Below are 21721 nucleotides of genomic sequence, written 5' to 3' on the forward strand. Positions count from 1 at the left end.
GTTATCTCATGAAAAAACATATAGTTTGCGGAGCATTATTTAATTTAATCTGTATTCAAGTATATGCTGTACAAACCCCAGATACTATTTCTGAAAAAATATCTACGCGTGCTCAATCCTATAAAGGGGTACAACACGCAGAGACAACTCATCAAAAGTCAAACACTACAACAAAAAAGCAGCGATCAATCGAAATCAATTGTGATTATAGGATTTCACCTGATCAAAAAATTGATAATGCCTTAATTGTGAATTGGGCAAAATATGCTGTACTCCATTCTTTTAATTTTGATTTGCCGTCCTTTGACACTCAGCTGAAGAATTTAAGAATATGCTATACCAAAAATGGATGGACTGGCTTCATTAATGCATTACAGGATTCAGGAAATATTAATTCAATAAAAAACCAAAATCTAATGGTGAGCAGCATACTGGATGGAACAGTTCAACTTATTGATGCTCAGGAAAATCAATGGAAAATAATTGTGCCCATTAAAGTTTTTTATAAAAACGATCAAGAAGAAATAACACATTTTCTTAATGTTTACATGATTATCAGCTGGAGGAACGCATTTAAACTCGGAATAGTCCAAATAGTCGCAACACCACGTTCTGCTCCGATATCCCAGAAAGCAACAGAAATAAGAGAGGCGCTGGCAGGTGTTTCCTTGAGTGTGACCCAGCAAATAAATAGCACGGAGAATCTGAAAAAATTAGTTACTTCGTTTCTAACTTCTTTATTCATTTCTTCAAAAAAATCCTTTTCTGAGACGGATAGAATCCTAAGTCATCCCGAATTGTGTCTCAAATTAGAGTATGATATTACACGACAGCTCCAACACCTTATTGAAGAACAAAAGTATCAAGCTGCCCTAGAACATGAGAAAGCAATAAAAACTCTAATAGCACAGTTAACTTCTTATTATAAAAATGAAATTGAAGAACCCGGGTTTGAATGGACTAAAAATCAGTTTCTTGCTATTAAATCAGATATTTTTGCTAATAAATTGCCTAAATTATTATCCTATTTTAAAGAAAAGAGCACAGTTAGTTTTTATGCCACATTACCCAAGTTAGATAAAATAAACGTGCTTAACACGCTAAATTCACTCAGTCAGCAACAGAATAAAAAAATACAATTAGTTCAACATGTTGAAATTTCGCAACCCTCTCAAGTTCCGAAAATTACATTTAACAGAAGATCTGAAGTGAGACCAGAGACAATTAATTGTAATTACAAAATTCCTAGCGAGATAACAGAGATTAATGAAGACCTGGTGATAAAATGGGCAGAATATGCCGCAACACAATCTTTTGATTTTAATGCCGCATCTCTAGAGACTCAGTTACAGAAATTGCAGTCTTGTTATACTGCAAAAGGTTGGGCGAATTTTAAGAGTGCTTTAGAAACATCAGGTAACATTGAAGCAATTAAATCACAAGATTTTATGATGAGCAGTAAGGTGGATGGTCAAATAAAATTGATTAGAACTAGAAATAATCAATGGAGCATCGAGTTGCCCTTACAAGTTGTTTATCAAAACAAACAAGTCAAAGTAACTCAATTTCTAAATGTTAATTTAACTATGGGACGTGAACTTACAGGCGAGTTTGGAGTTACGCGAATTATTGCTACGCTTAAGGATCCAGTTAACACCAATACAGTAACACCCAGCAAGTCTCCAGTGACACAGTCTAATGAACACGTGTTACACAATACGCAACAATCCACAGCGGAACAACAAAAAAAAGCAGCCCTTATCGATTGTGATTATAAAACTCCTGTTGAAATTAAAAACATTAATCAAGACATTATCTTAGCTTGGGCTGAGCATGCTGCAATTAAATCGTTTAATTTTGATTCTCAATCCATAGATGAACAATTGAAAAAATTGCAATCATGCTATACGAAACAAGGATGGGATACATTTATAAATGCCTTTGAAAAATCAGGCAACATTAAAACGTTTAGGACCAAAAAACTCAGTGCAACAAGTCAAATAGATGGGGTACCTCAACTCATTGAATCTAGAGATAACAAATGGACACTCACTCTTCCTTTAAAAATTAACTATCAATTTGAAAGTGGCAATGTAATACAATTACTTAAAATTGATTTAACTATAGGCCGGAAAAGCACTGGTGAACTGGGGATTATACGACTAAATTCTACATTACGTACCGCTTCGAGCTAGCAAGCGTAAGTTGGGGTTATTTGCATTTCGTCATAGCATTGCAGCTTTTTATTTTCTTTGAAATTATCCTTGTCTAGTTTTTTAATTTTTCCTGACAATAACTTTAAATTGTTGGGTCAAACAACCCGAGGTGTGTCACCTTTTTTATACACAAGAGCTTTTAATAATCAATATTAATTGCAATAATACACTTTGAGATAAATTTAGATCATCCCCGCGCAAGCGCACTACTGTCCGGTAAAAATTTTGCTCTCCTGCAATAGGTAATGTCCCTAAATTTTTTTTGTAGGCTCTTCCGCATTCATCCTAAATGAATGCCGAGGAGTCTACAAAAAAATTAGATTTTAATGGTTCTTGAAAAACGCTATCTTTCACAGTACATCTTTGATCTAAATAGGGATTTAGGACACCATTCTTGGTGTTTTATCAAGGACGTGCAACTATTCTTTTTCCTTTTACCGGACAGTAGTGTGCGCAAGCGGGAATGACACGATATAGAACCAATATACTCTTAAAAGACCAGTGAACTGCTCAAAAAAAGTGACGATACCTCAGGTCAAACGACCCAGCCCTACGCTTGCTAGAATGCTCTATAATTAAACCAAGTACTTTTTTGGAAATCAGATATGTTGTCCAAATCAGATATACCACAAGATACGCCACAAAAATGTATTGATGCCTTAAGAAAGGGAGATTACTCATCTGTCCTAAATTTAGGCAAATTAGTCTATGACAAATATAGACCTTTAAATGATGGAAAGGTCCTAGGTGCTGACGATGTTACTCCTTTAATGGCAAGTTTACTTGCAGAAACGGACATTACTTTGGATGACATAGTAAAGATTCAGCACGGAATCCAATCTTCGCCAGATGGTTTGCAACAGCAATATTATTCGACTCAAATGATGTCTGCCGCCACAACGCTATTAAGCTATGAAGCATGGTTAGTGAAGCAACAAGGTAATCAAGCCAAATTACCCGAAGAAATTCGCCAAATGGTAAGGGATAAAGTTGCTGAAGCAATTGCAAGGCCTGAAGATCCAAAAAAAGATGCAGCCAAGGAAGTCGTAAAAAAAACTATGTTAGACATGGATAAGGAAATGTTAATTTTGATTGATAAAGAAAGGTCATTCCAGCGGGTATTTGCTTATGCTGTGAACCATTTAATAAAAGAAAATGTTGATCAAATACGTGAAAAGGGAAAACTAATTAGTGATTATCTCGATAGAATAGAAGCTTATATAGAAGCTTTAGATCGTGAGAGTAAGACTTTAAAAGCGGAAGTACGGGATCTAAGAAACGATTTGGAAGAACTGAATAAAAAAATTGACACTCTTCCCAGCGAAGACTTCGCTGCTCAAAAAAATGAATTAGACAAAAATATTACGTCAAGACAAGAGAGTTTATCAGCGATAGAAAAATCAAGAAGAGGAGCCTACACCCGTAAACTGGAGACAATGGACCAGCTTTCGATTTTGATCACTCAACCGGAAAAGTTTAAAGATAGCCAGATGCTGGAGAACCATATACTGGGCCTTTTAAAAAGAATTACTAACGGGCGGGATCAAATTTCAGCAAAAGAAACTTTATCAGAGTTACCTGATGAAGTGTCTTTACTCAATTTGCAGCAAAAAATTGAATCCTATTTAGACTTTTTAGATAAAAAACGTCCTGATAAAGATCCAAGATGGTTAAAAACCTATGAGGCTCGTAAAGGTGCTGCTGAAAATATGCTCATCATTGTTAAAACAGCTAGTTTAAGGGAGCCTGCAAAGACGCTGGAATATTTACAAAATCATATTAAAACTATTGAAAATAATCGCCCTGGCTTATTCGAGCTAGGTTTTATTGATTGGGTGAAAAGTTTCTTTAAAAAGTACGAAGCGGAGATGGTGAAAGAAACCGATGTCTCCTTAGAGTCAACTCAAAATGAGCTACAAACACTTAGAGCGAATTTTGTTGAACAAAAAAAAGCATTGGGGGAACTTAGGGAAGAGGAAATTGTAGATCCCCAAAGCCAATCGAAGCTTAGTTAGTGTAATTCAGGGGGAACCTGTCGGGCCAAGGCCCGACCTACGATTGCACGCTTGTGACCGCCAATCTTATTGTCCCTGCAAAATACCTGCTATCTTTGCTGCAACCAAATATGCTGTGGCCATAGGAGTACCATCCATTGGAACAGGGGCAATGGATGCATCCGCCACAATAAGATTTTGCACTCCATATACATGTCCTGTACCGTCAACAACACCCCCTTGATTTAAGGGTGCCATACGGCAATGACTTTGGAACACCATATTACTTCCCACTTCTTGCTTTATAAAATCAGTGAGTTGCGACACATCGTCTAACACCGAGGGGTCAGGGAAAATCATCTGATAGCTCGGATCAATCACTTGTAATTGGGCATTGATATTCTTAACGTAGTTTTGAAGTGTATTGATATAAAGCGTTAGATCCGATTGATTTTTAAACTCGCCCAAGTCCATATTGGGTTCGACAAAAGGATTACTGCTTTTAATCATAATAAAACCAGTACTCGCTGGTTGTACCAAATCCAATAAGACGACAGTGATGCCTGGAATCGGATTGATTGAGGCCCAGCGCACAGCACGTACCCCAGGATTTGCTCCATTTGGGTTCGGCAACATTGCAATTTGCGAAAATAAACCATTTGGCGCATTCACCTGAGTACCGATATATTTAATCAATTGCTGACCAATAGGAGTATTTGCTAAAGCAGAAATAATATTGCCTGCAATCTGCAGCACCAGCGATGAAGGGGTATCATAGGGATTAGACGTATAAATCAGTATGACATGAGGCTGATCAGCCAATCCCTGACCTACATTCGGGTTGTTGTAGACCACGGGGATGTTGAGTGCTTGTAATAGAGGCGCAGCCCCCACTCCTGAGCGCATTAAAAACGCACTGCTCTTAATCCCGGCACTTACAATGATCCCTTTGGCAGCATAAAGTTTTTTGAGGGTACCATTTTGGAAATAATTCACACCTACTGCTTTGTTACCACTCCAAATCACATTATCCGCAGTCGCATTAAAGAGTACGCGTAATTTGCGCCCATTAACTCCATTGCCATTCTGATCCATTACATTATTGTTTAAAAAAACAATCGCACTACTTGCTCGAAAAGTACCATCGGGCCCCATTTGTGTGTATTGCAATTGAGGAGAAGCCCCTATTGGTGTATTGGGATCATTATAATCCTGAACAAAACCCACATGAGTCGCATTCATGATTGCTTGTGACAATTTAAGTGATACTTGCGTAGGAGCGGTTTCTTGCCTAACCGGGAGTGGTCCGCTAAATCCTCGGGCAGCAGGATTCGTTGTCAGTCCCATATACCTTTCTAATTCAACATAGGTATTCTGAATATTTGCCACAGACCAGTTTGGTCCTGCTAGTGCTTCCCATTGGGAATAAGCTTGATTGGTCCCACGAACCCAAGCCCCTGCATTGATCGATGATGCGCCACCCAGCGGTAATGCATACACCCAATTTAACATCCGATTCTTATCGAATTGTTGCGGAAGCGTGTCAGTGAGCGCATAAAGTGGAGGTCCAATTAATCCTAATAATACTGTGATCATGGAATTTTTTGAGAGATTAATAAGGGGATCTTGATTCAGATTAGGTCCGTTATGCAAAGCAACTACTGAAGTGTTAAAGTCGTCACTGAGCTTTTTAGCTAAAACTGCACCCGCGGTACCTGCACCTATAATAATGTAATCAGGAACTTGTATCTGGATCATTGCAGGTGCAGTGTTGCTCACTGAAAACATGCAAAATCCATTACTTAACTGAGTGCACCCTGCAGCTATTGAATAAAAAGGAGAGTTAATCTTAATTCCTGCAAAGGGATAGGTATGATTTGGCACAGTAGTCAGCAAACTTAAATTAGCAGCGGAAATATTATAATCTTGACAACTGACTGGTCCTTTCGCATTAAGGCACAAGGTAACATTGACATCAACAGGAGCTCCGTTACCCATAATTGTAAAAAAACGTCCAGGAGCTGCAAAAACAGCTTGATGGATGAAAACAAGAAAAATAACACTCCATATCTTTTTTATCATTGGTCTTTTAATCATGTAGAGTCCTAGTTGAATAAATAAGTTATCCAGTTATCACGCACATAAATGCATTAGCATAGACGTCATCAGAAGTTAAGTGATTGAAGTATTGAATCGCTACGGACTCGAGCTTAGAAAGACCTTCATAACCCATAATCCATGCTGAACATACACATGGTAATGAAAAACGAATAAAGAGTGTTTTAAGTGAATGCATCATTATCCATAACTATCTGCTCCCTTACATCATGCAACTCGAATACGCTATTATAAATTGCTACAAACGTCAATCAGCTCAAATGCTGGCTCCGGGTATTCTACTAAAGCGTTTCAAATTTATCCGCCCATTCTTTTTGCAAGTAATTGAATTATCAGCAATCTCAAGCTGTTTACAAAAATACAGAATAATTGTATTGTCCGCTGGGATTCTTACGATATCGAATTGAATCGAATTGTCCTATCCGCCCTGTGGGAAGTTGACCGTAGAGGGTATATCTTCATTTACATCCAAGAGGTTTTTAATATGAAATTGTTTCGCATGGTGTTGCTTGGCTTGTTATTTTCCACCGCTCTAATCACTCAAGTATCGGCTGCTCCGATAGAAGATTATGATTTCCAACAAGAGCGAATGAAGCTCACCCCTGATTCGGTGATGGTTATTTCAACTTTTGATAGTGAGGATCACGTCACTGCCTACACTTATGCCGGGGTGCGTTTATGGAATGTCCCCTTCCATGCCAAAATATTATCATGGCAAATTGCAGGTGATTATGTTTTTATTTTTTCTAAAGACCGTAAAGGGACAAAAACTTACATTACCTGTCTTAACAGACATACTGGAGCACCCATTTGGCAAAAGCCTTAAGTACTTTCATCTAAATGGAAAATACAGTCCGTTTGCTTGCGAACGGGCTATCTTGCTGATTTCACATGTGCTTACTTAACTCTTTAAAATCTACTACATTTCCCTGACCCAAGGCCCGACCTAAACCTAGTGAAAAATTTCTTGGGGCCAATTCATATGATCAGACATCCAATATTGATTGCTAAAAAGATCATAAACACCAGCAACAACCTGGCCATAACCCAACATTCCACTACCCAAGTTCATTATTTCATCAACAGTTGTAGCAGTGGGTTGCCAATAAATATACACCAATGCTCCAGCGCCCCCAGTGCCAAGCAATTTTTTAAACCATGGGGTAGCATATTGAAAAGTAGTTGTTGGAGAGTCCGTAGAATTGATTGAGTTTGTTAAGCCGACTACCTTAGGGATTAAACCACCCATTGTTTGCTTTAAAAATCCCAAATCTAAAGGGGGTACCGGTCTCACTTCAATATAGTTTTTATTAGCCAGGCGATTACTCAATCCATTATAAAATTGCCCTAAATTTTGCATCGTCATATCTATTCCTTAGATAAAAGAACGCTCTACTTTAAGACTAATACAAATATTTGCTTAGTACCAGTTTGGCCACTCTCTGAATGCTATGAACAATCCCCATTTCCAAGCAAGCAACCCAGACTGGTCTTATTAAAAATTCTCGGAACGGCAATTTAAATTAATTATCAATTTAAAGAATTTTATATCACTTAGATTTTTTAAGGAGTTTCTTTAGCTATAATTTCTAAAAGAAGGAAAAAAAATAGATAAAAATTATACTTTCGTACTGATAAAAATGTCTCTGGATATTAAATCAATAGGAAATTACAAAATGCGTGGCTCCTTTAGGAAAAAAAATGGAATTAGATAAAATAAAAAATAATAAGCTCTATTTATTAATCAGTGCCTTGGTATGCGTTGTTTTATTTTTTCTACTCATAAGATCACTTTTTCTTCAAAGCTCCTATTTATCAATTAACATGGACTTATATTTATTAATCAAAAACTTACAAAATGATTATTTTTATTGGATGAGCATTTTTTTCTCTTTATTCGGTGATAGATATATTGTTATTCCAACTTTTGTCATTACCAGTGTTATGCTTTTTGGAAAAAAGGAACAGTGGCTTGCTTTACATTTAATTGGTGTCGTTTTAATTGCGGCTCTGCTCGCGCACGTCCTAAAAAATGCTATAGCCTATCCCAGACCCGAGATAGCAACGAGCACACTACCAAGCTATGCGTTCCCGAGTAGGCATGTAACTATATGCTCAGCTTATGTTACCTTTCTGTCTGCGCTCATTATTCCACAAATATCATCCCGTTGGTTTTGGATAATCATTGCATGCCTTATAGTTGTAATCGAATCAATGGCTCGCTTAGTCCTGCAGGTTCATTGGTTAACTGATGTAATAGGTGGTGCGCTGCTCGGTGCCACTTGCGGTTTCCTCGGGGCATATTCCTTTTTCCTAAAACCTGAAGCGTCCATTAATATTAAATCGACTTTAACGACTTTATTAATCATATTTTTGGTAATTAGTGTACTTTATTCTCTGGTCATCTATTTAGTAGAGCTAAAGCTATTTTGAATAAGCTTGAGAGAGGCCTGAGCTATTCTCTTCTGCAGAAATAGCTCAAATCTAAGAGTTGTGAATTCGCTGAAAAAAGGGAAATGATTACTTATCAGAGTAAGTTTCTAGGGTAAATTCAATATTCACAGTTACATCACTTTTTCCATCCCATTGGGTCTGAGAAGTCTTTGCAAAGATTTTTCCAGTAAATTTCCCCTTAAATAAGCTTGGCGATAAAATTTCAGTTCTTACTTTAATTTGCCTAAATTAAGATACATTTATGAGGGCTACGCAAAAATGGGGTATCAAAGCACCGAGTGAAACGAAGAGAATTCTCAGTTCCAGTCTTCAGAATGCTACGCCACATATTATTATTAATTATGCATCGCATCATTATATGGTAATATTTATAGCATAGAGCCCGCAAATTGAGCTTCAAAGAAAATGGCATTTTTCGGATAGGCTCTTAAATTAAAGGTAAAATTAAGATGCGCATAGTATTGAGAGAGCCAGTATCTCCTCGATATATCTATATTAATCCCGAGACTCATCAGATTCATTTGATGGTACCGATTGTAGGCGGTCAAGAAATCTCTACAGATAATACGTGTAAAGCTACTGCGGCATTAAGAACGTTCTTTAATGGCGGTGCAATCCAAGAATTAAATGCCTATAGAAGCGCATTGGCACTAGATATTGCATTATTGGATGAAAGTAATCCACAGCGAGTAAACAAAGAAAAGCGGTTCGTGCAAATAGAAGCGTATATTAAAGCAGTTCAAGCGATGCAATACAGATATGCGGATGCAATCACTGCATTTCTGAAAAAACCCTCTAATTTATACAGTATCCAATTGCGACCTCGTGAACAGGACAATCAATCTAAAGTGGTTAACCCTGCATTTCATATTGAACGACGCAACGATGCCGAAGGACTCCCTTTATCCCCCTTGTATCAAGCGATGCACGATATCTTTCCTAATAGTACAATTGCTGTAAGTGACCCACGTTCTGTATTAATAAAATCGGTATTAAATAATTTATCCGCATCGTCTGGCTTTGAAGACATTCAACGAGTTTTAGAGGAGCAATGTTTCACGCTGTTTGGTTTATTCGTTGATTTTACGAAGCATTCTGATGGAACTTCCGCCTCCAAAGAAGCTCTCGATTCCCTCATGGGTTTTAGAGAGAATACAACACAACAAAATTATATTGATGCTTTATTAGGTGCTTGTGCACCGGAGCTATGGCAAAGTATTCCAACACCGCCCTTTTATAGTATTCCAACAACATCTGTTGACGAGAAAACCGAGCGCTTATCGATACTGACCCAATTTTTTCTAGCAAATCTTACTGTTTATTGCAAAGCGAAAGGTATTAGTACACAAAATTTTGGTACGACACTGGATAGTTCCCCTGCTTTAAGTAATGACTTAGTTCAGATTGTTTTTACTGCATTAAGTAGCGGTGATGATGTAGAAAGACAGCTTTGTGCTTTTTGCAATATACATGCCGCTGAGTTTGGACTCTCTCGTTCTTTAAACGAAGAAGATATGACATCCATTAAACAGAAATTTGAACGTACCTACCGGGCCGTAACAGCAACTAAAGAAAATCCTCATATGGATGATTTTATGATTTTAGATAAGGAAGCCACAGGAGCAATTGCCAAGTTTGTTACTCACCAAGGATCGATTTGTGTGGATTTTGCAGAAATCATAGACCCTGTAGCCGCGTCAGCTAGTCCAGAGTATTTTGAGAGCATTCGTGCTGATTTTGTGATACATCCAGTAGAAATATCTCACAAAAACGAATGCGTTGCTGGTGCTGTAGATATTGAACCCGAAGTACTACTTGCACGCATTAACGACGAGCAATTTGAGGCGTTACCTGAGACGGTCAAAGAAACATGCAAACTTCATCCTAACTTTCACATGCATCAATTTTTGCACTATATTGCGAAAGGTAAACAAAAAGAGGCCGAAGCTTTATTAATCACAATACCCGAAAATGCTCAAACATTAATAAGAACCCCGGGTGTTTTTACTGATTATTCCGGTCGAACCTTTAACTGCACAGCTTATGAATATGCCTATTGGGCGAAAGATACACACATGTGCCGTATGTTAGAACAGCACATGAATGAAGAAACGAAAGTGGAAATACTTGCACGCATTGATAACATGGAGGTCACTGATCCAGAAACAGGCCAAAAAAAAGGTTTAGTGTATCAGCAGCATGGTGTAACCCATCACTCTGCTCATTTTGATTTCACACCACTAAAAGATGCTTTACAGCGATATGTTGATGGCTATGACGCGTGGTTCAAGGCTAAAAATTGGGATGCAATTAAGGCGGGATGGATGGATGTGGGTAAGGCCCAGCGAGATGTCCCCGCTCATGTGGCACAAGAATATTGCAGGGACGATCGGTCATTTTACCCATGCCCCGAGTTTAATGAGGAGCACTTACCTCGAATTTTAACATTTTATAATCCCCACAATAGACAGGCCAATGACTCTTGGTATCCATTTACTGCCTCAAATGCTGATCTTGGTTTTAATTTTGCATTATTACGCGGATCCTGTACCCGAGCTATTCGCGAGGTGGATTGCAATACCTCGCGACAATGGCGATTGGTAAGTGTTGATTTGACTGCCGTTAAACGCCTTGATGAAGTAAGGACCAGCGATCTAGTCTTGTCACGTGAGCGTTTAACACCGCCGAGACTACAGTATAACGCCTAGTTCTGTAAAAAAAGAGGGTAGCCTATATGCAAATCTTTATGCAGCTGCAAACAGCGCTTTACTGTGTTGAAAAGTAAATTCTGGAGACTTAACTTATATGCCAAAGATTTCAGCAAGGTAACACATAACTTTGAGTATCTCTTATATTGCATTAACAAGACGGCTTTCTAATTGTTCAAGATTCTCTATCACTTCTTGAATAGTGGGCCTAACATCAGGATTTTCATCTGTACATTGAGCAATAAGATTACTCATATTATCATCCAGATGCTCTTTCCTAATTAATGTTTTCATCATTACCCCAAAAGCGTAGACATCCATTTTGGGCTGTGCTAGAGCCGGCGGACGTCCGGCAAGAGAAAAACATTCTGGAGCAAATTGTGGGTACATTTCTCTTAGACCATCAATATGCATTTGTGTTTCCAGTTGTCCCTTTAAAATAGGTTCACCTATCAGATGAGATAGCCCCCCATCAATAAGGAAACATGTTTTCCCTTTAAAATCGTATAAAATATTACCTGCATGGATGTCTATTATTACAAGACCCTTTTCATTTGCTGATTTGATCTTTTCTGCTATAGTTTTAAATAATGGAATTCGCTCTTGGGGGTTTTGAAATAATTCACTTACTTTATCATCGTCAAGAGATTTTCCTTTTATATAAGGAACAATAGCTCTTTTTTTATCCTGAAAATAATTAGTATATTTATCTGGGTAAACTCGAGTAAAAAATCTAATTTTCCGTGAAACCTCTTCTTCATCCCAGGCCTCATTATTAACAGGAGATAAGACAACCACTTTTCTTGCAGCATTAACCTCTTCTTTAAATGGAGTATCCGATTTAAACTTCCTGGCTTTAGCTAAAATCCCTGCCCTAAGTTTTTCTTAGGAGAAAAACGTTCACCTTTATCATCTTCATACGAGGAATCATATCCTTCATCACCATCGCTGGTTTTATACTTTGGCATAATACAAACATAATGAAAAATTATTAACCAATATGTTTATAATAGTACACTCATACGTAATTTCAAGCTGAGATTTTTGATGTTAGCTGTGTGTGGCTGCTTGCGGCCAGGATCTATTTTTTGCTTGTCCTTAAGAGCACTGCAGTGCCGATTTGCGTTATTGAAAAAAAATTTCAATAAAATAGGATGTTCTGCATCAATAATATGCTAAGTTAGACACTTCTTTTTCACACAAAAACGATATCTATATGATTGAAAAAATTCACAAATCATAATAATCAAACCCAAAATCACTTAGGAACAAGGAGAGTAACATGTCAGCAAACACCATAAAACCTTTAGTCACTGCAACGGCTATTAACACAGGAGGACGAAACGGCCATTCAGAAACTACGGATCATTCTGTCAGCGCAAACTTTTCTGTTCCTAAAGCGATGGGAGGCCCAGGTCTACCTAACACGACAACCCCCGAACATCTTTTTGCTGCAGGTTATGCAGCATGTTTTGGTGGAGCATTGGAATTTGTAGCCAGTCAGCACAAAAAAAATGTTACAGGAACAACTGTAACCTGCCACGTCACTATTGGACACCGTGAAGGCGGCGGCTTTGGTCTTGCGGTCAAAATGAACGTTAATATCCCGACCCTACCGACTGCTGAGGCACGTGCTTTAGCGCAAGAAACACATGAAAAAGTTTGTCCCTATAGCCATGCTACCCGCGGTAATATTGATTTTGATCTGGAAGTCAGCGGCATGTAACACTTTTCTTGGCCTGTAGCTTGGCTGCTGTCTCTTTATCACATCTATGCCTACACCGTGCGGGATGTCGGAATAGGGCCCGGCAGGGATGTGTAGAAAATTCAGTTACAAGCAACCAGGCCTTGCCACCATGATCCATAGATCACCGATATTCCCGTACTAGTTGCATCCAATAGGTTTTAATCGCTCAATAAAACGTTCATTGCAACATTTACTATGTTTTCTTAATTATACCTTAATCTTGGTACAATATTCTTTGACATACCTGCCAATTCTAATCTGGCGCACCTAATATTTATTCGCGGGAGTATGTCATGCAAAGCAATTTAGAAACTCATATCAGTTATTCTGCCTGGAAAGAAGAATATATTAAAAAACTCGCAGAAAACAATTCAGGACGGCATGGCTATCAAAATAATTTCTATGCAAATTTACTCATTGAACATTTTGAGAAAGCTTTTCCTGACCACTTGTCCATTAAAGTAAATAAACAATTTACAACCCTAGTTAATCAATATTCTTATGAGCTAAGGGCAGCCTATGGCTATGAATGGGACAAATCAAAAACTGAAGCTGCAAATCATCCTAAATTTTTGGAGTTTATGGATGAACTTAAAAAAAATGGATTTTTATTTAAACCAGAAATAAAGAAATTTGCACCTCTTCTTGCCCAAGTCAGCAGAACGTCACGTGATAGTTTTTTTGGAAAATTACCTGAAGATTGTCTCAATGTACTCGGCAATTTTCTTGAACCGCAGCTTTCTTTAATCGATGCATCAAGTAAAATGAAAGATGAATTGCAAAAAGCACATGCTTTTTATAATAAGATTCGGCTTTTCTCATTTGAAGAAAGTAATATAGCCTTTTCACAAAGTACTGGCACGCACGTCGCCTTAACAACCTATGAACCTTTTAAAACGTGGTTTGCTGAGCTTCCTCTGAGACAAGGAGTTCCACTTAACAGCAAGTACGGAATGTATAAAGTCAATGATACGACTTTGGCTATCAATAGTGGCCCAAACACTCCTGGAATCCAAATTCAAAAAAGAGGCGACACGTTTATTGTCTGTAATAACTTAAGTGCAGATAATGCATATAACAACTTGATGCCTGAGGTATCAAAGCAAGCAAGAAAAAGTAACCTCATAACCGCATTGGCTGAGCTGAAACAGAGCATACAAGCAGAGCATAAAAAGGCACAAGAAGCAGAACTTGAACCAAAAAACCAAGAAATTTGTTCGATACAATAAGCTCTGTTACAACTCGCTCACTTGAGATGCAAAAATTTGTATTTTGACAGCATAAAACAAATTCTTGCGTCTATGACTTTACGCGGGAAACATAGCTTCTTTACAAAAGAAACCAGCACAAAAGAGTCTGAACATGAAGCTCATAAGTGACTACGATCAGACTGAGTCTGTGTCATGGACCAGAACCAACCAAGCTTACTTCGTTAGTTCGTTTTTCCCTGTTTGCTGAACATGTTCGGCAACCAATCTTCGTGTATGAGTGCTGGGTTTTCTGGATAATATAGCAAGACCAAACACAAACAGACTGAAAAGTAATAAAGCCAGCAAATCCCAATACTGAGGCAGAATGTGTTTGCCACCATAATTACCAAAATAGGAGAAAACACTCAGACCAAAAAGATATACTATAAACCAGAGTGCTTGTTTGCTATCAAGTCCTCGATGTGTGTTTTTTATGAAACAATAAAGAAAAGAACATACAAGCCCCAAGACAGTGATTACCAATAACTTGCGCACGCTATGGAAACCCGCCCAATAAACACCAACCGTACACACATAAAATCCAATAAAGGCAATCAGGTTCCCTCCCTGCAAACGAAAGGGTCTTTGATAGTTTGGTAATTGCTTACGTAAACAAACAAGTGCAATAGGTCCTATGGAATAACTAACCATCAATATAGCCACAAGAAAAGCTGACATTTCCTGCCATCCATGTAACACCAGCGACATTGTGGCAGCAAGTAAAAAGTTCACTCCTAAACTAACCCAGGGCACCTGGTATTTATTTCGCTTAGCAAAGACTTGAGGTGTTTGAATCACTAAATCCATGCTACTTAGCATATGAGCTGCAGTCGTTGAATAAACCAAACCGGTTGAATAAGGCGATATAAACGCATCAACATACAATAAGACACTCAACCAAACCATCCCTGCTAGCGCAGCCAAAGCTGCGAATGGCCCTGCTTCACCGGTAAATGATAAATTTACCCAACCCTTTGTAAGCGCTTGTTCACTAACACTTCCAATAAAAGACCATTGTAATCCTGTGTAAAGTAAGGTCGTGAACAATAATGAACCGGCCAAAATCAGCGGTATGTATTTCCCTGGTTTTTTAATTTCTCCCATCATGATAATCACTTGCCTGAATCCCAACAAGGAGAAAAGCACACCGCCACTGGACATCGCAGCCATAATACCCTGCCAGCCATAGGGCATGAAACCGCCGTATTGAAAAAAATTCTCTGGGTGATAACTCATGGTGATTAAGCTTACAACGGTGAGCGTAGGAATGATTATCTTCCAAACAGTAAATGCTGCATTGATACGGGCAAATAAACCAATACCGAAATAATTCAACAAAACAAAACTCATTAATACAACCAAGGACAACATATAACCTAATGGCGTATTTCTATAGTACACGCCAAAATGGGTTACTATACCTGGAATGTAATTACTGGCGTATTGAATAACGCCTTGGGTCTCAATGACTGGCAGGATGGCTAAGCCAAACCACGTCATGCTGCTCATGATGACGCTTGTTAAGCGCCCATGAGTATATAAAGGCAAGCAAGCCAGGCTATCAGACTGCGGAAACATCGTACCTAGTTCAGCATAGGATAAGGCAACAAATAGGAGTAAAAGACCTGCCAGCGGCCAAGCGATAATGGCTGCGGGGCCAGCAAAATGAGCAGAATATAAAGAACCAAATAACCAGCCTGAACCCACCATACTGGTAATTGAAATCCACAGCAAACTCAAAGCACTTAAATTTTTATTCATCTGGGTTTGTGCATATCCTTATGATTTTGATGCAGCAGAATGAATACTACATAATGTTTAAATTGTAATTCAGAAATATCGTTGTGACCAACCCTGTACGAGTCACATTGTAACAATCAATGTATTTTATACTAACTGGAATACACTTCTCTCTAATACCCAATTGAGTTAAAGTGCTTCATATCAAGCACGTTCACTCCTTCCAACGGATAATCAATCCTTGCTAATGCTGCTAATCTTAAAGAAAAGCAAGTAGAAGGAGTTGATTATGAGCATGCCCAAGTTCAAGAAGGAAAAATTTATTCAAAAATTGTGAATACTATGAATATACAACTACATTCACGCCAACAATATTTGTTTTCTCTGATCCTTGCTTTGAAGCATCAGAATTTTTTGCTTATAATTTGAATAGATATCATTCTAATTGTTAATTATGCATTCACTTAAAAAGCTTCTTAAAAAACTCACTCAGTCAAAAAATGATTCTCGTGAACCAACCATTAATTCTCACGATGAAGAACCAGTTCAGAGTAAACCCCTGTTTTCTCCAAATCAAACGACGAGTGACTTTTTTTCCCATCCCAAAATGAGCGATTTGGCCCAGGTTGGAAAAACAAAAGCACTGGGGTATTTGCCATTAGAAGCAATTCGCGACTCTGGATTTGAGCTATTTCAAGTGACGCTGTTATTAAAAAAGAAAGGACTAAAATTTTTTGTTATTCCCAATCCTACTGACAAAGAAGAGATATATGCTTATAACCCTGATAAAAATAAATACGTACGTATAGCAGATAATATGGAATACAAGGTAATTCCCAAAGGTGGCTTTTTAAGTATCCGTTCAGGAGCCCTTGTAGCGTACGATGAAAAAGCAGTAAATGACTTTTTAAAAGAAAATGAACACATTCTCAATGAAGAAAATGGTAATGAACCAAATTTAGAAGATCATTGGCCGCTTGCAGCAGACGATTTCGTGAATATGTTATTTAGAAAAAAGGCTGAATCAGGAAACATGGATCGTCTTGTGCATAAAATTTTTGAAGAAATGCCCAACCAATCCCAATTGGGTGATCTGACTATAAAATAGAAATAAATACCTCTGGAGGACAACAAAAAGTCGCTTCATAATCTTTCTTGGTAAACTTCTTCTTTCCATCAAAACTCTAGCTATAGTCTAATATTATTATTATTCCCAAACTTTAAGGAGAAAGAAAATGAGCACGAAAGGATCTATTTTATGTACTACGCTTCTTTTAAGCAGCGTTATGGCTTTTGCTGATACGGGCACGCAACCTAATGGCGCAAATGGCCAAAATGCCACAACATCCACCCCTTCTACGGATACCAGTACCCCTCCTTCTACGGATACAAGTACTCCTCCTTCTACGGATACAAGTACCCCTCCTTCTACGGATACAAGTACTCCTCCTTCTACGGATACAAGTACCCCTCCTTCTACGGATACAAGTACCCCTCCTTCTACCTCTACCCCTTCTACTGATACAAATGCTTCTGGGGCAACCCCTCCAAGCAATGGGCAAGGAACTACTAACGCAAATATTAACCAAACCAACGTGGATGCTACAAACGTGGATGTAAATGCCAATGTAACCGAAGTAAATAACAAGGTGAGCATTACTGGAGTCACAGCTGCTCCTGCTTTTACGAATGTAGAGCTTCGTAACAACGTATACTACTTACCAGAAACCATAACTCCTATAAATGGTTTTTATTTCTTAAGCATTGACGCCTCAGAGCGTGTTTGCACTCTCAATGAAATCACAAAAGTAAAAGTTCTCTCAACACCCAAAACTGTCACTGTCATGATAGGAGAGAAGGAACATACTCTATACTGCTATGAAAGAAGTTATTTTAATTTCTAATATGCTTGTGGAATAACAGCGAACCTCCTTAAATTAAAATTATAGGGTTCGTTGTCATTTCCTAGTTTTTATCAAAGCACCTTAGAATGTTGTGGCAAAATGCTCTCAATTACCTGCTGACATATTCGTTCGATTCCCAAAGATCGTAAGTTTGCAAGCCACCAGGTTACATAAGCAAGAGCTAAGAAGTTCTGTGCATGCTTAATTTTTCAAAGTTTTAGGATCTTTAAGCATTTTTTGTATCTCGCCAATATGCATTTCTTCTTCTTGAATCATTTTTCTGGCAAATTCTTCGGCTAACACTGATTTTTTTTCTGAACGCTGTAATAGTTGATAATACAAACTCAAACCTTGTTTTTCATGCTCAAGAGACTCTTCTAAAATATTGCTGATATTATGTTCATGGGTCTCTAATAATTTACCAATCTTAAGCGTAGGGTGATAGGAAAAATGGGTGATCAGTTCACCGATTGAATGAGCATGATTTAAGCTCTCTTGAGCATGATCACGCATCCATTTACAGATAGGGATGCGATTAAAACCAAAGACCATAAAGGAGTAATGGGTATAACGCACAACACCTGCCATCTCAAGCTCTAGTAGGGCATTTAGAATTTTGATAATCGCATCATCAATTGGTTCGGATTCAGATCTTCCATGTGTCATATTTTCATTACCTTTTATTTTACGTATGTAAACAGTATAGAATAGTTCCAACAAAGATCTCAAAGTTTTATTAGGGTCTGTTTACATTTCGCTAGATTGAGTCAAAATGTAAACAGACCCTAGTTATTGGGAACAGATTGTTAGTCCATTTTGAACCAACCAGGTCCTCCTCCTTGTACTCCAAAAAACACGTGATTAGGAAGTTCCGCTTAAATTATTGGAACTATTTTGCTCGTTTTCTTCTTCTGCTTGATCTTCTTGATCCATCATAAACATCAACATGTTTAAAACTAAGGGCGGTACTGCAGCTCCTTCTTCGTTATTTTCCGGCATTGGCATTAAATGGAATACCAGGATGGCTGGAATGAGCGGATGAGGACCATTCACTACGTCGGGGTTAGGGTTTTGATGATGCGCGTGTAAAAAGACTGGTTGGAAAAAGAAAGAGTGGGGGTTTTGCGCAGATTGTCCAAATGTGTTTTGTATCAGATCCTCTGTCCATTCATCAGTTAACTCTTGTTTAATGGAGCTATTAAACTGTTGAGGAGGTATTTCATTAGGATCAAAATCAAAGAATTTTTTAATTTGTTCTGTTGTGAGTGGCTTGGTTGTTAACTTATTTTCCTCAAAGAGGACGTCATTACTTGAAAGGTTAATTAAAACTTCACTAGAAATGGGCCAATATTCTGTGGCGTGAGTAGTGGGATCACCAGGAAGCCTCTCTAATCCTGAAGATACTCCTTTAATACAGAATTTATTATCTCCAATTTTCACTAAGTAAATATTGGTACCTTCGTTCAGTAGTGTGTCTTCCAGCATGATTGGATCAAAATAGGTTGGCATAATATTATTCCTTTAGTAATTATTTAACCTAAATGTAATCTACTAGATCACAATGATTTATTCAATGCTTTTCAATCACAATAAAATCAAAAAGTATTAATTGTAATTAATATAGATATAATTAACCTCAATTGTATAAGATTAAACTGTTATGCTTCGCGAGAATTAGAATCTTTACATTACTAGATCCTACGGATAAGTCGGTGTGTTGCAAATCGATGCATGTAACCTGGGTGAAGTGAAGCGGAACCCGGGTTATGGAGGTGTGTTGTTTATCCCAAAACCCGGGTTACGGCTTCGCCTGCACCCAGGCTACATTACGAGTCATCCCTGCAGGCATAACTGTAATAATTGTGAGTTTACCTGTCCATTTTGAACCAATTGATTATCCATTAATTTTTTTAGGCTCCATCATGGCCAGGTCGGTTTTTTCATCTAAGTGTTCTTTATGTTTTAGATCTTCAATAACAATATTCGCACCATAATAGTTTAAATGATCGCCATTGAAGTAATAAGGCAGCGTCTCACTACGTGCTGTACATTTATCGCCTTTACAAAATAAGAGACTGGGATCATAAACTTTTACTTGCGGAAATTCTGCTAACAATTGGTTCACAACATTGTCGTAACTGCTGTTTCGCTGTTCATAACTGGCCCTGTCCATAGAACACTCTTTATTGATAGTCTCTTTATGAGGCAGCTGAAGCGGTCTTGATTTAAAACATGTGCTTACATTGAAATCTAAATTAGGTATATCCTTTATAAAAACAATCTCCTTATTTCCTTTAAGTGCTTTGCTAAGAAAATAGCGTCCATTTTCTAGAAAGCTCTTCGTTCCTTCCGGATCTAAAGCTTTTGCTGTACGCCAGTGAGATCCTTTTTTCTCAAAGCCACCTGTCATCAAATAAGCCCAATAACCTCCTAAAACTACGGTTTTGATGGATTTGTTCGTCTCCAAAACTGCAAGTACTTCATCGTATTTTTTTCTACATTCGCCCTTTAAAAAGTAATTACTGGAAAAAGGAAGACAGGAAGTTGATACAAGCATCAAAACCGATTGCGAAGGAAATTGCTTCCATAAGGCGTTTTGATAATGCCAAATATGAGAATCACCAAGAAACATGATATCGGGTTCTTGATTTTTTGATAAATAACAAACACCATCACCAGCAAATTTAAAATTCTTGAACTCAGGGATATGTAACTCACATCCAAAGGCTGGTTCAATCGGCAGGATGGGAAGGCTAACAATAGCGTTTACACTGTTTAAATCGTTTAGATTTTTAATCCTAAAGTCGAGGCCGTTATTTTTTACTATATAGAAACCGAAACTGGCAATGATGGACATTAAACCTACAAGAAAAGCGACTTTAGTCCTGTCCCGACCCATTCCATGTCGTATGGGTTTTTCAATTAATGTGTAAGTAATCCAGGCTAAAAAAATGGAGAGTCCAACTATCACCCATCGAATAGGTTTATGAGAAAACCCCCCTTCCATAATCTTTGCAAAGGAGAGTAAGGGCCAATGCCATAAATAGAGTGGGTAACTAATTAAACCAAACCATACCATAATACGATTAGACAGAACGACACGGTTTATCCATGAAGTGTTCCCTGCCAAGAGAAATAAAGCCCCCAGCACAGGAAGTAAAGCAAAAGCTCCAGGAAAAGTCGTAGCTTTTGAAAAGGTATAGAAGCAACAAATAAGGATGAGAAGTCCAGAGAAGGAAAGAATATTTTTTAATAACGCTCCATTAGTCCCCCCTGATTTTCGATAAATAACTTTGGTAAGCGCTGCATCGAGTTTCTTTCCTATTCTATTGAAAAAATCAATATTATAAAAAGCAATATACGCTAATAAGCTTCCGCATAATAACTCCCAAAAACGTGTTTGTGGCGAATAAAATGCTGCAGTGGCATCAATAGCAACTCTTTTTACATTCAGGAAAAACGATATGAGGACTATCAGCATGATCACGAAGAATAGATTGAATCGTTTTTTCCATACAAACCAAACGAGAAAGGGCCAAATAATGTAAAATTGCTCTTCTATACCTAAACTCCATAAATGCAACAAAGGC

At 37.9% G+C, this 21721-nt stretch carries 16 protein-coding genes; 9 read left to right on the forward strand and 7 right to left on the reverse strand.

Annotated features, from left to right (window positions below):
• Positions 1–8: 8 nt before the first annotated feature.
• Together Lani_RS17310 and Lani_RS17315 are read left to right on the forward strand one after the other, a co-directional pair.
• Complete coding sequence (locus Lani_RS17310; protein WP_019234119.1) at positions 9–2195, forward strand: DotI/IcmL family type IV secretion protein; 2187 nt, start codon at positions 9–11, stop codon at positions 2193–2195.
• 626 nt (positions 2196–2821) lie between these two features.
• Positions 2822–4231, forward strand: a complete 1410-nt coding sequence (locus tag Lani_RS17315; RefSeq protein ID WP_019234118.1) for a coiled-coil domain-containing protein — start codon at positions 2822–2824, stop codon at positions 4229–4231.
• Positions 4232–4297: 66 nt separating this feature from the next.
• Here the strand turns inward: Lani_RS17315 and Lani_RS17320 are convergent, their stop codons facing one another.
• On the reverse strand, positions 4298–6307 hold the full coding sequence (locus tag Lani_RS17320; protein ID WP_019234117.1) for a GMC family oxidoreductase: 2010 nt from the start codon (positions 6305–6307) through the stop codon (positions 4298–4300).
• A 505-nt stretch (positions 6308–6812) separates the two neighbouring features.
• On the opposite strand from Lani_RS17320, the gene Lani_RS17325 reads away from it, so the two are divergent.
• Positions 6813–7154, forward strand: a complete 342-nt coding sequence (locus Lani_RS17325; protein ID WP_019234116.1) for a hypothetical protein — start codon at positions 6813–6815, stop codon at positions 7152–7154.
• A gap of 126 nt (positions 7155–7280) precedes the next feature.
• Here the strand turns inward: Lani_RS17325 and Lani_RS17330 are convergent, their stop codons facing one another.
• A complete protein-coding gene (locus Lani_RS17330) occupies positions 7281–7694 on the reverse strand; it encodes a hypothetical protein (protein ID WP_019234115.1) in 414 nt (137 codons plus the stop codon).
• Between the two features lie 335 nt (positions 7695–8029).
• On the opposite strand from Lani_RS17330, the gene Lani_RS17335 reads away from it, so the two are divergent.
• Both Lani_RS17335 and Lani_RS17340 read left to right on the forward strand, forming a co-directional pair.
• Complete coding sequence (locus tag Lani_RS17335; RefSeq protein ID WP_127908215.1) at positions 8030–8761, forward strand: phosphatase PAP2 family protein; 732 nt, start codon at positions 8030–8032, stop codon at positions 8759–8761.
• Between the two features lie 470 nt (positions 8762–9231).
• Positions 9232–11490, forward strand: a complete 2259-nt coding sequence (locus tag Lani_RS17340; RefSeq protein ID WP_019234113.1) for a hypothetical protein — start codon at positions 9232–9234, stop codon at positions 11488–11490.
• Positions 11491–11631: 141 nt separating this feature from the next.
• On the opposite strand, the gene Lani_RS17345 is transcribed toward Lani_RS17340, so the two are convergent.
• The gene (locus tag Lani_RS17345) at positions 11632–12288 is read right to left on the reverse strand and encodes a protein kinase family protein (protein WP_019234112.1); all 657 of its coding nucleotides are present in this window, start codon (positions 12286–12288) and stop codon (positions 11632–11634) included.
• 484 nt (positions 12289–12772) lie between these two features.
• Here Lani_RS17345 and Lani_RS17350 point away from each other — a divergent pair, with 484 nt between their 5' ends.
• Together Lani_RS17350 and Lani_RS17355 are read left to right on the forward strand one after the other, a co-directional pair.
• Positions 12773–13216, forward strand: coding sequence for an organic hydroperoxide resistance protein (locus tag Lani_RS17350; protein WP_019234110.1), 444 nt, complete (start codon positions 12773–12775; stop codon positions 13214–13216).
• 314 nt (positions 13217–13530) lie between these two features.
• Positions 13531–14466 (forward strand): hypothetical protein, encoded by a 936-nt coding sequence (locus tag Lani_RS17355; protein ID WP_019234109.1) that lies wholly within the window; start codon positions 13531–13533, stop codon positions 14464–14466.
• A 195-nt stretch (positions 14467–14661) separates the two neighbouring features.
• Here Lani_RS17355 and Lani_RS17360 read toward each other — a convergent pair whose 3' ends face one another.
• Positions 14662–16248 (reverse strand): APC family permease, encoded by a 1587-nt coding sequence (locus tag Lani_RS17360; RefSeq protein ID WP_019234108.1) that lies wholly within the window; start codon positions 16246–16248, stop codon positions 14662–14664.
• Positions 16249–16681: 433 nt separating this feature from the next.
• On the opposite strand from Lani_RS17360, the gene Lani_RS17365 reads away from it, so the two are divergent.
• Entirely contained in the window at positions 16682–17335 is a 654-nt protein-coding gene (locus Lani_RS17365) for a hypothetical protein (RefSeq protein ID WP_019234107.1), read from the forward strand.
• Between the two features lie 127 nt (positions 17336–17462).
• On the forward strand, positions 17463–18131 hold the full coding sequence (locus Lani_RS17370) for a hypothetical protein (protein WP_058388726.1): 669 nt from the start codon (positions 17463–17465) through the stop codon (positions 18129–18131).
• A gap of 201 nt (positions 18132–18332) precedes the next feature.
• Here the strand turns inward: Lani_RS17370 and Lani_RS17375 are convergent, their stop codons facing one another.
• The 3 genes from Lani_RS17375 to Lani_RS20620 all read right to left on the reverse strand — a co-directional run.
• Positions 18333–18797, reverse strand: a complete 465-nt coding sequence (locus Lani_RS17375; RefSeq protein WP_019234105.1) for a ferritin-like domain-containing protein — start codon at positions 18795–18797, stop codon at positions 18333–18335.
• A 195-nt stretch (positions 18798–18992) separates the two neighbouring features.
• Positions 18993–19640: a hypothetical protein gene (locus tag Lani_RS17380; protein ID WP_019234104.1), complete on the reverse strand. Its 648-nt coding sequence runs from the start codon at positions 19638–19640 to the stop codon at positions 18993–18995.
• Between the two features lie 385 nt (positions 19641–20025).
• Positions 20026–21721 (reverse strand): acyltransferase family protein (locus tag Lani_RS20620; protein WP_193393265.1); only part of this gene is annotated, 1696 nt, incomplete at its 5' end.

The organism is Legionella anisa (assembly GCF_001467525.1).
Classification (GTDB): domain Bacteria; phylum Pseudomonadota; class Gammaproteobacteria; order Legionellales; family Legionellaceae; genus Legionella; species Legionella anisa.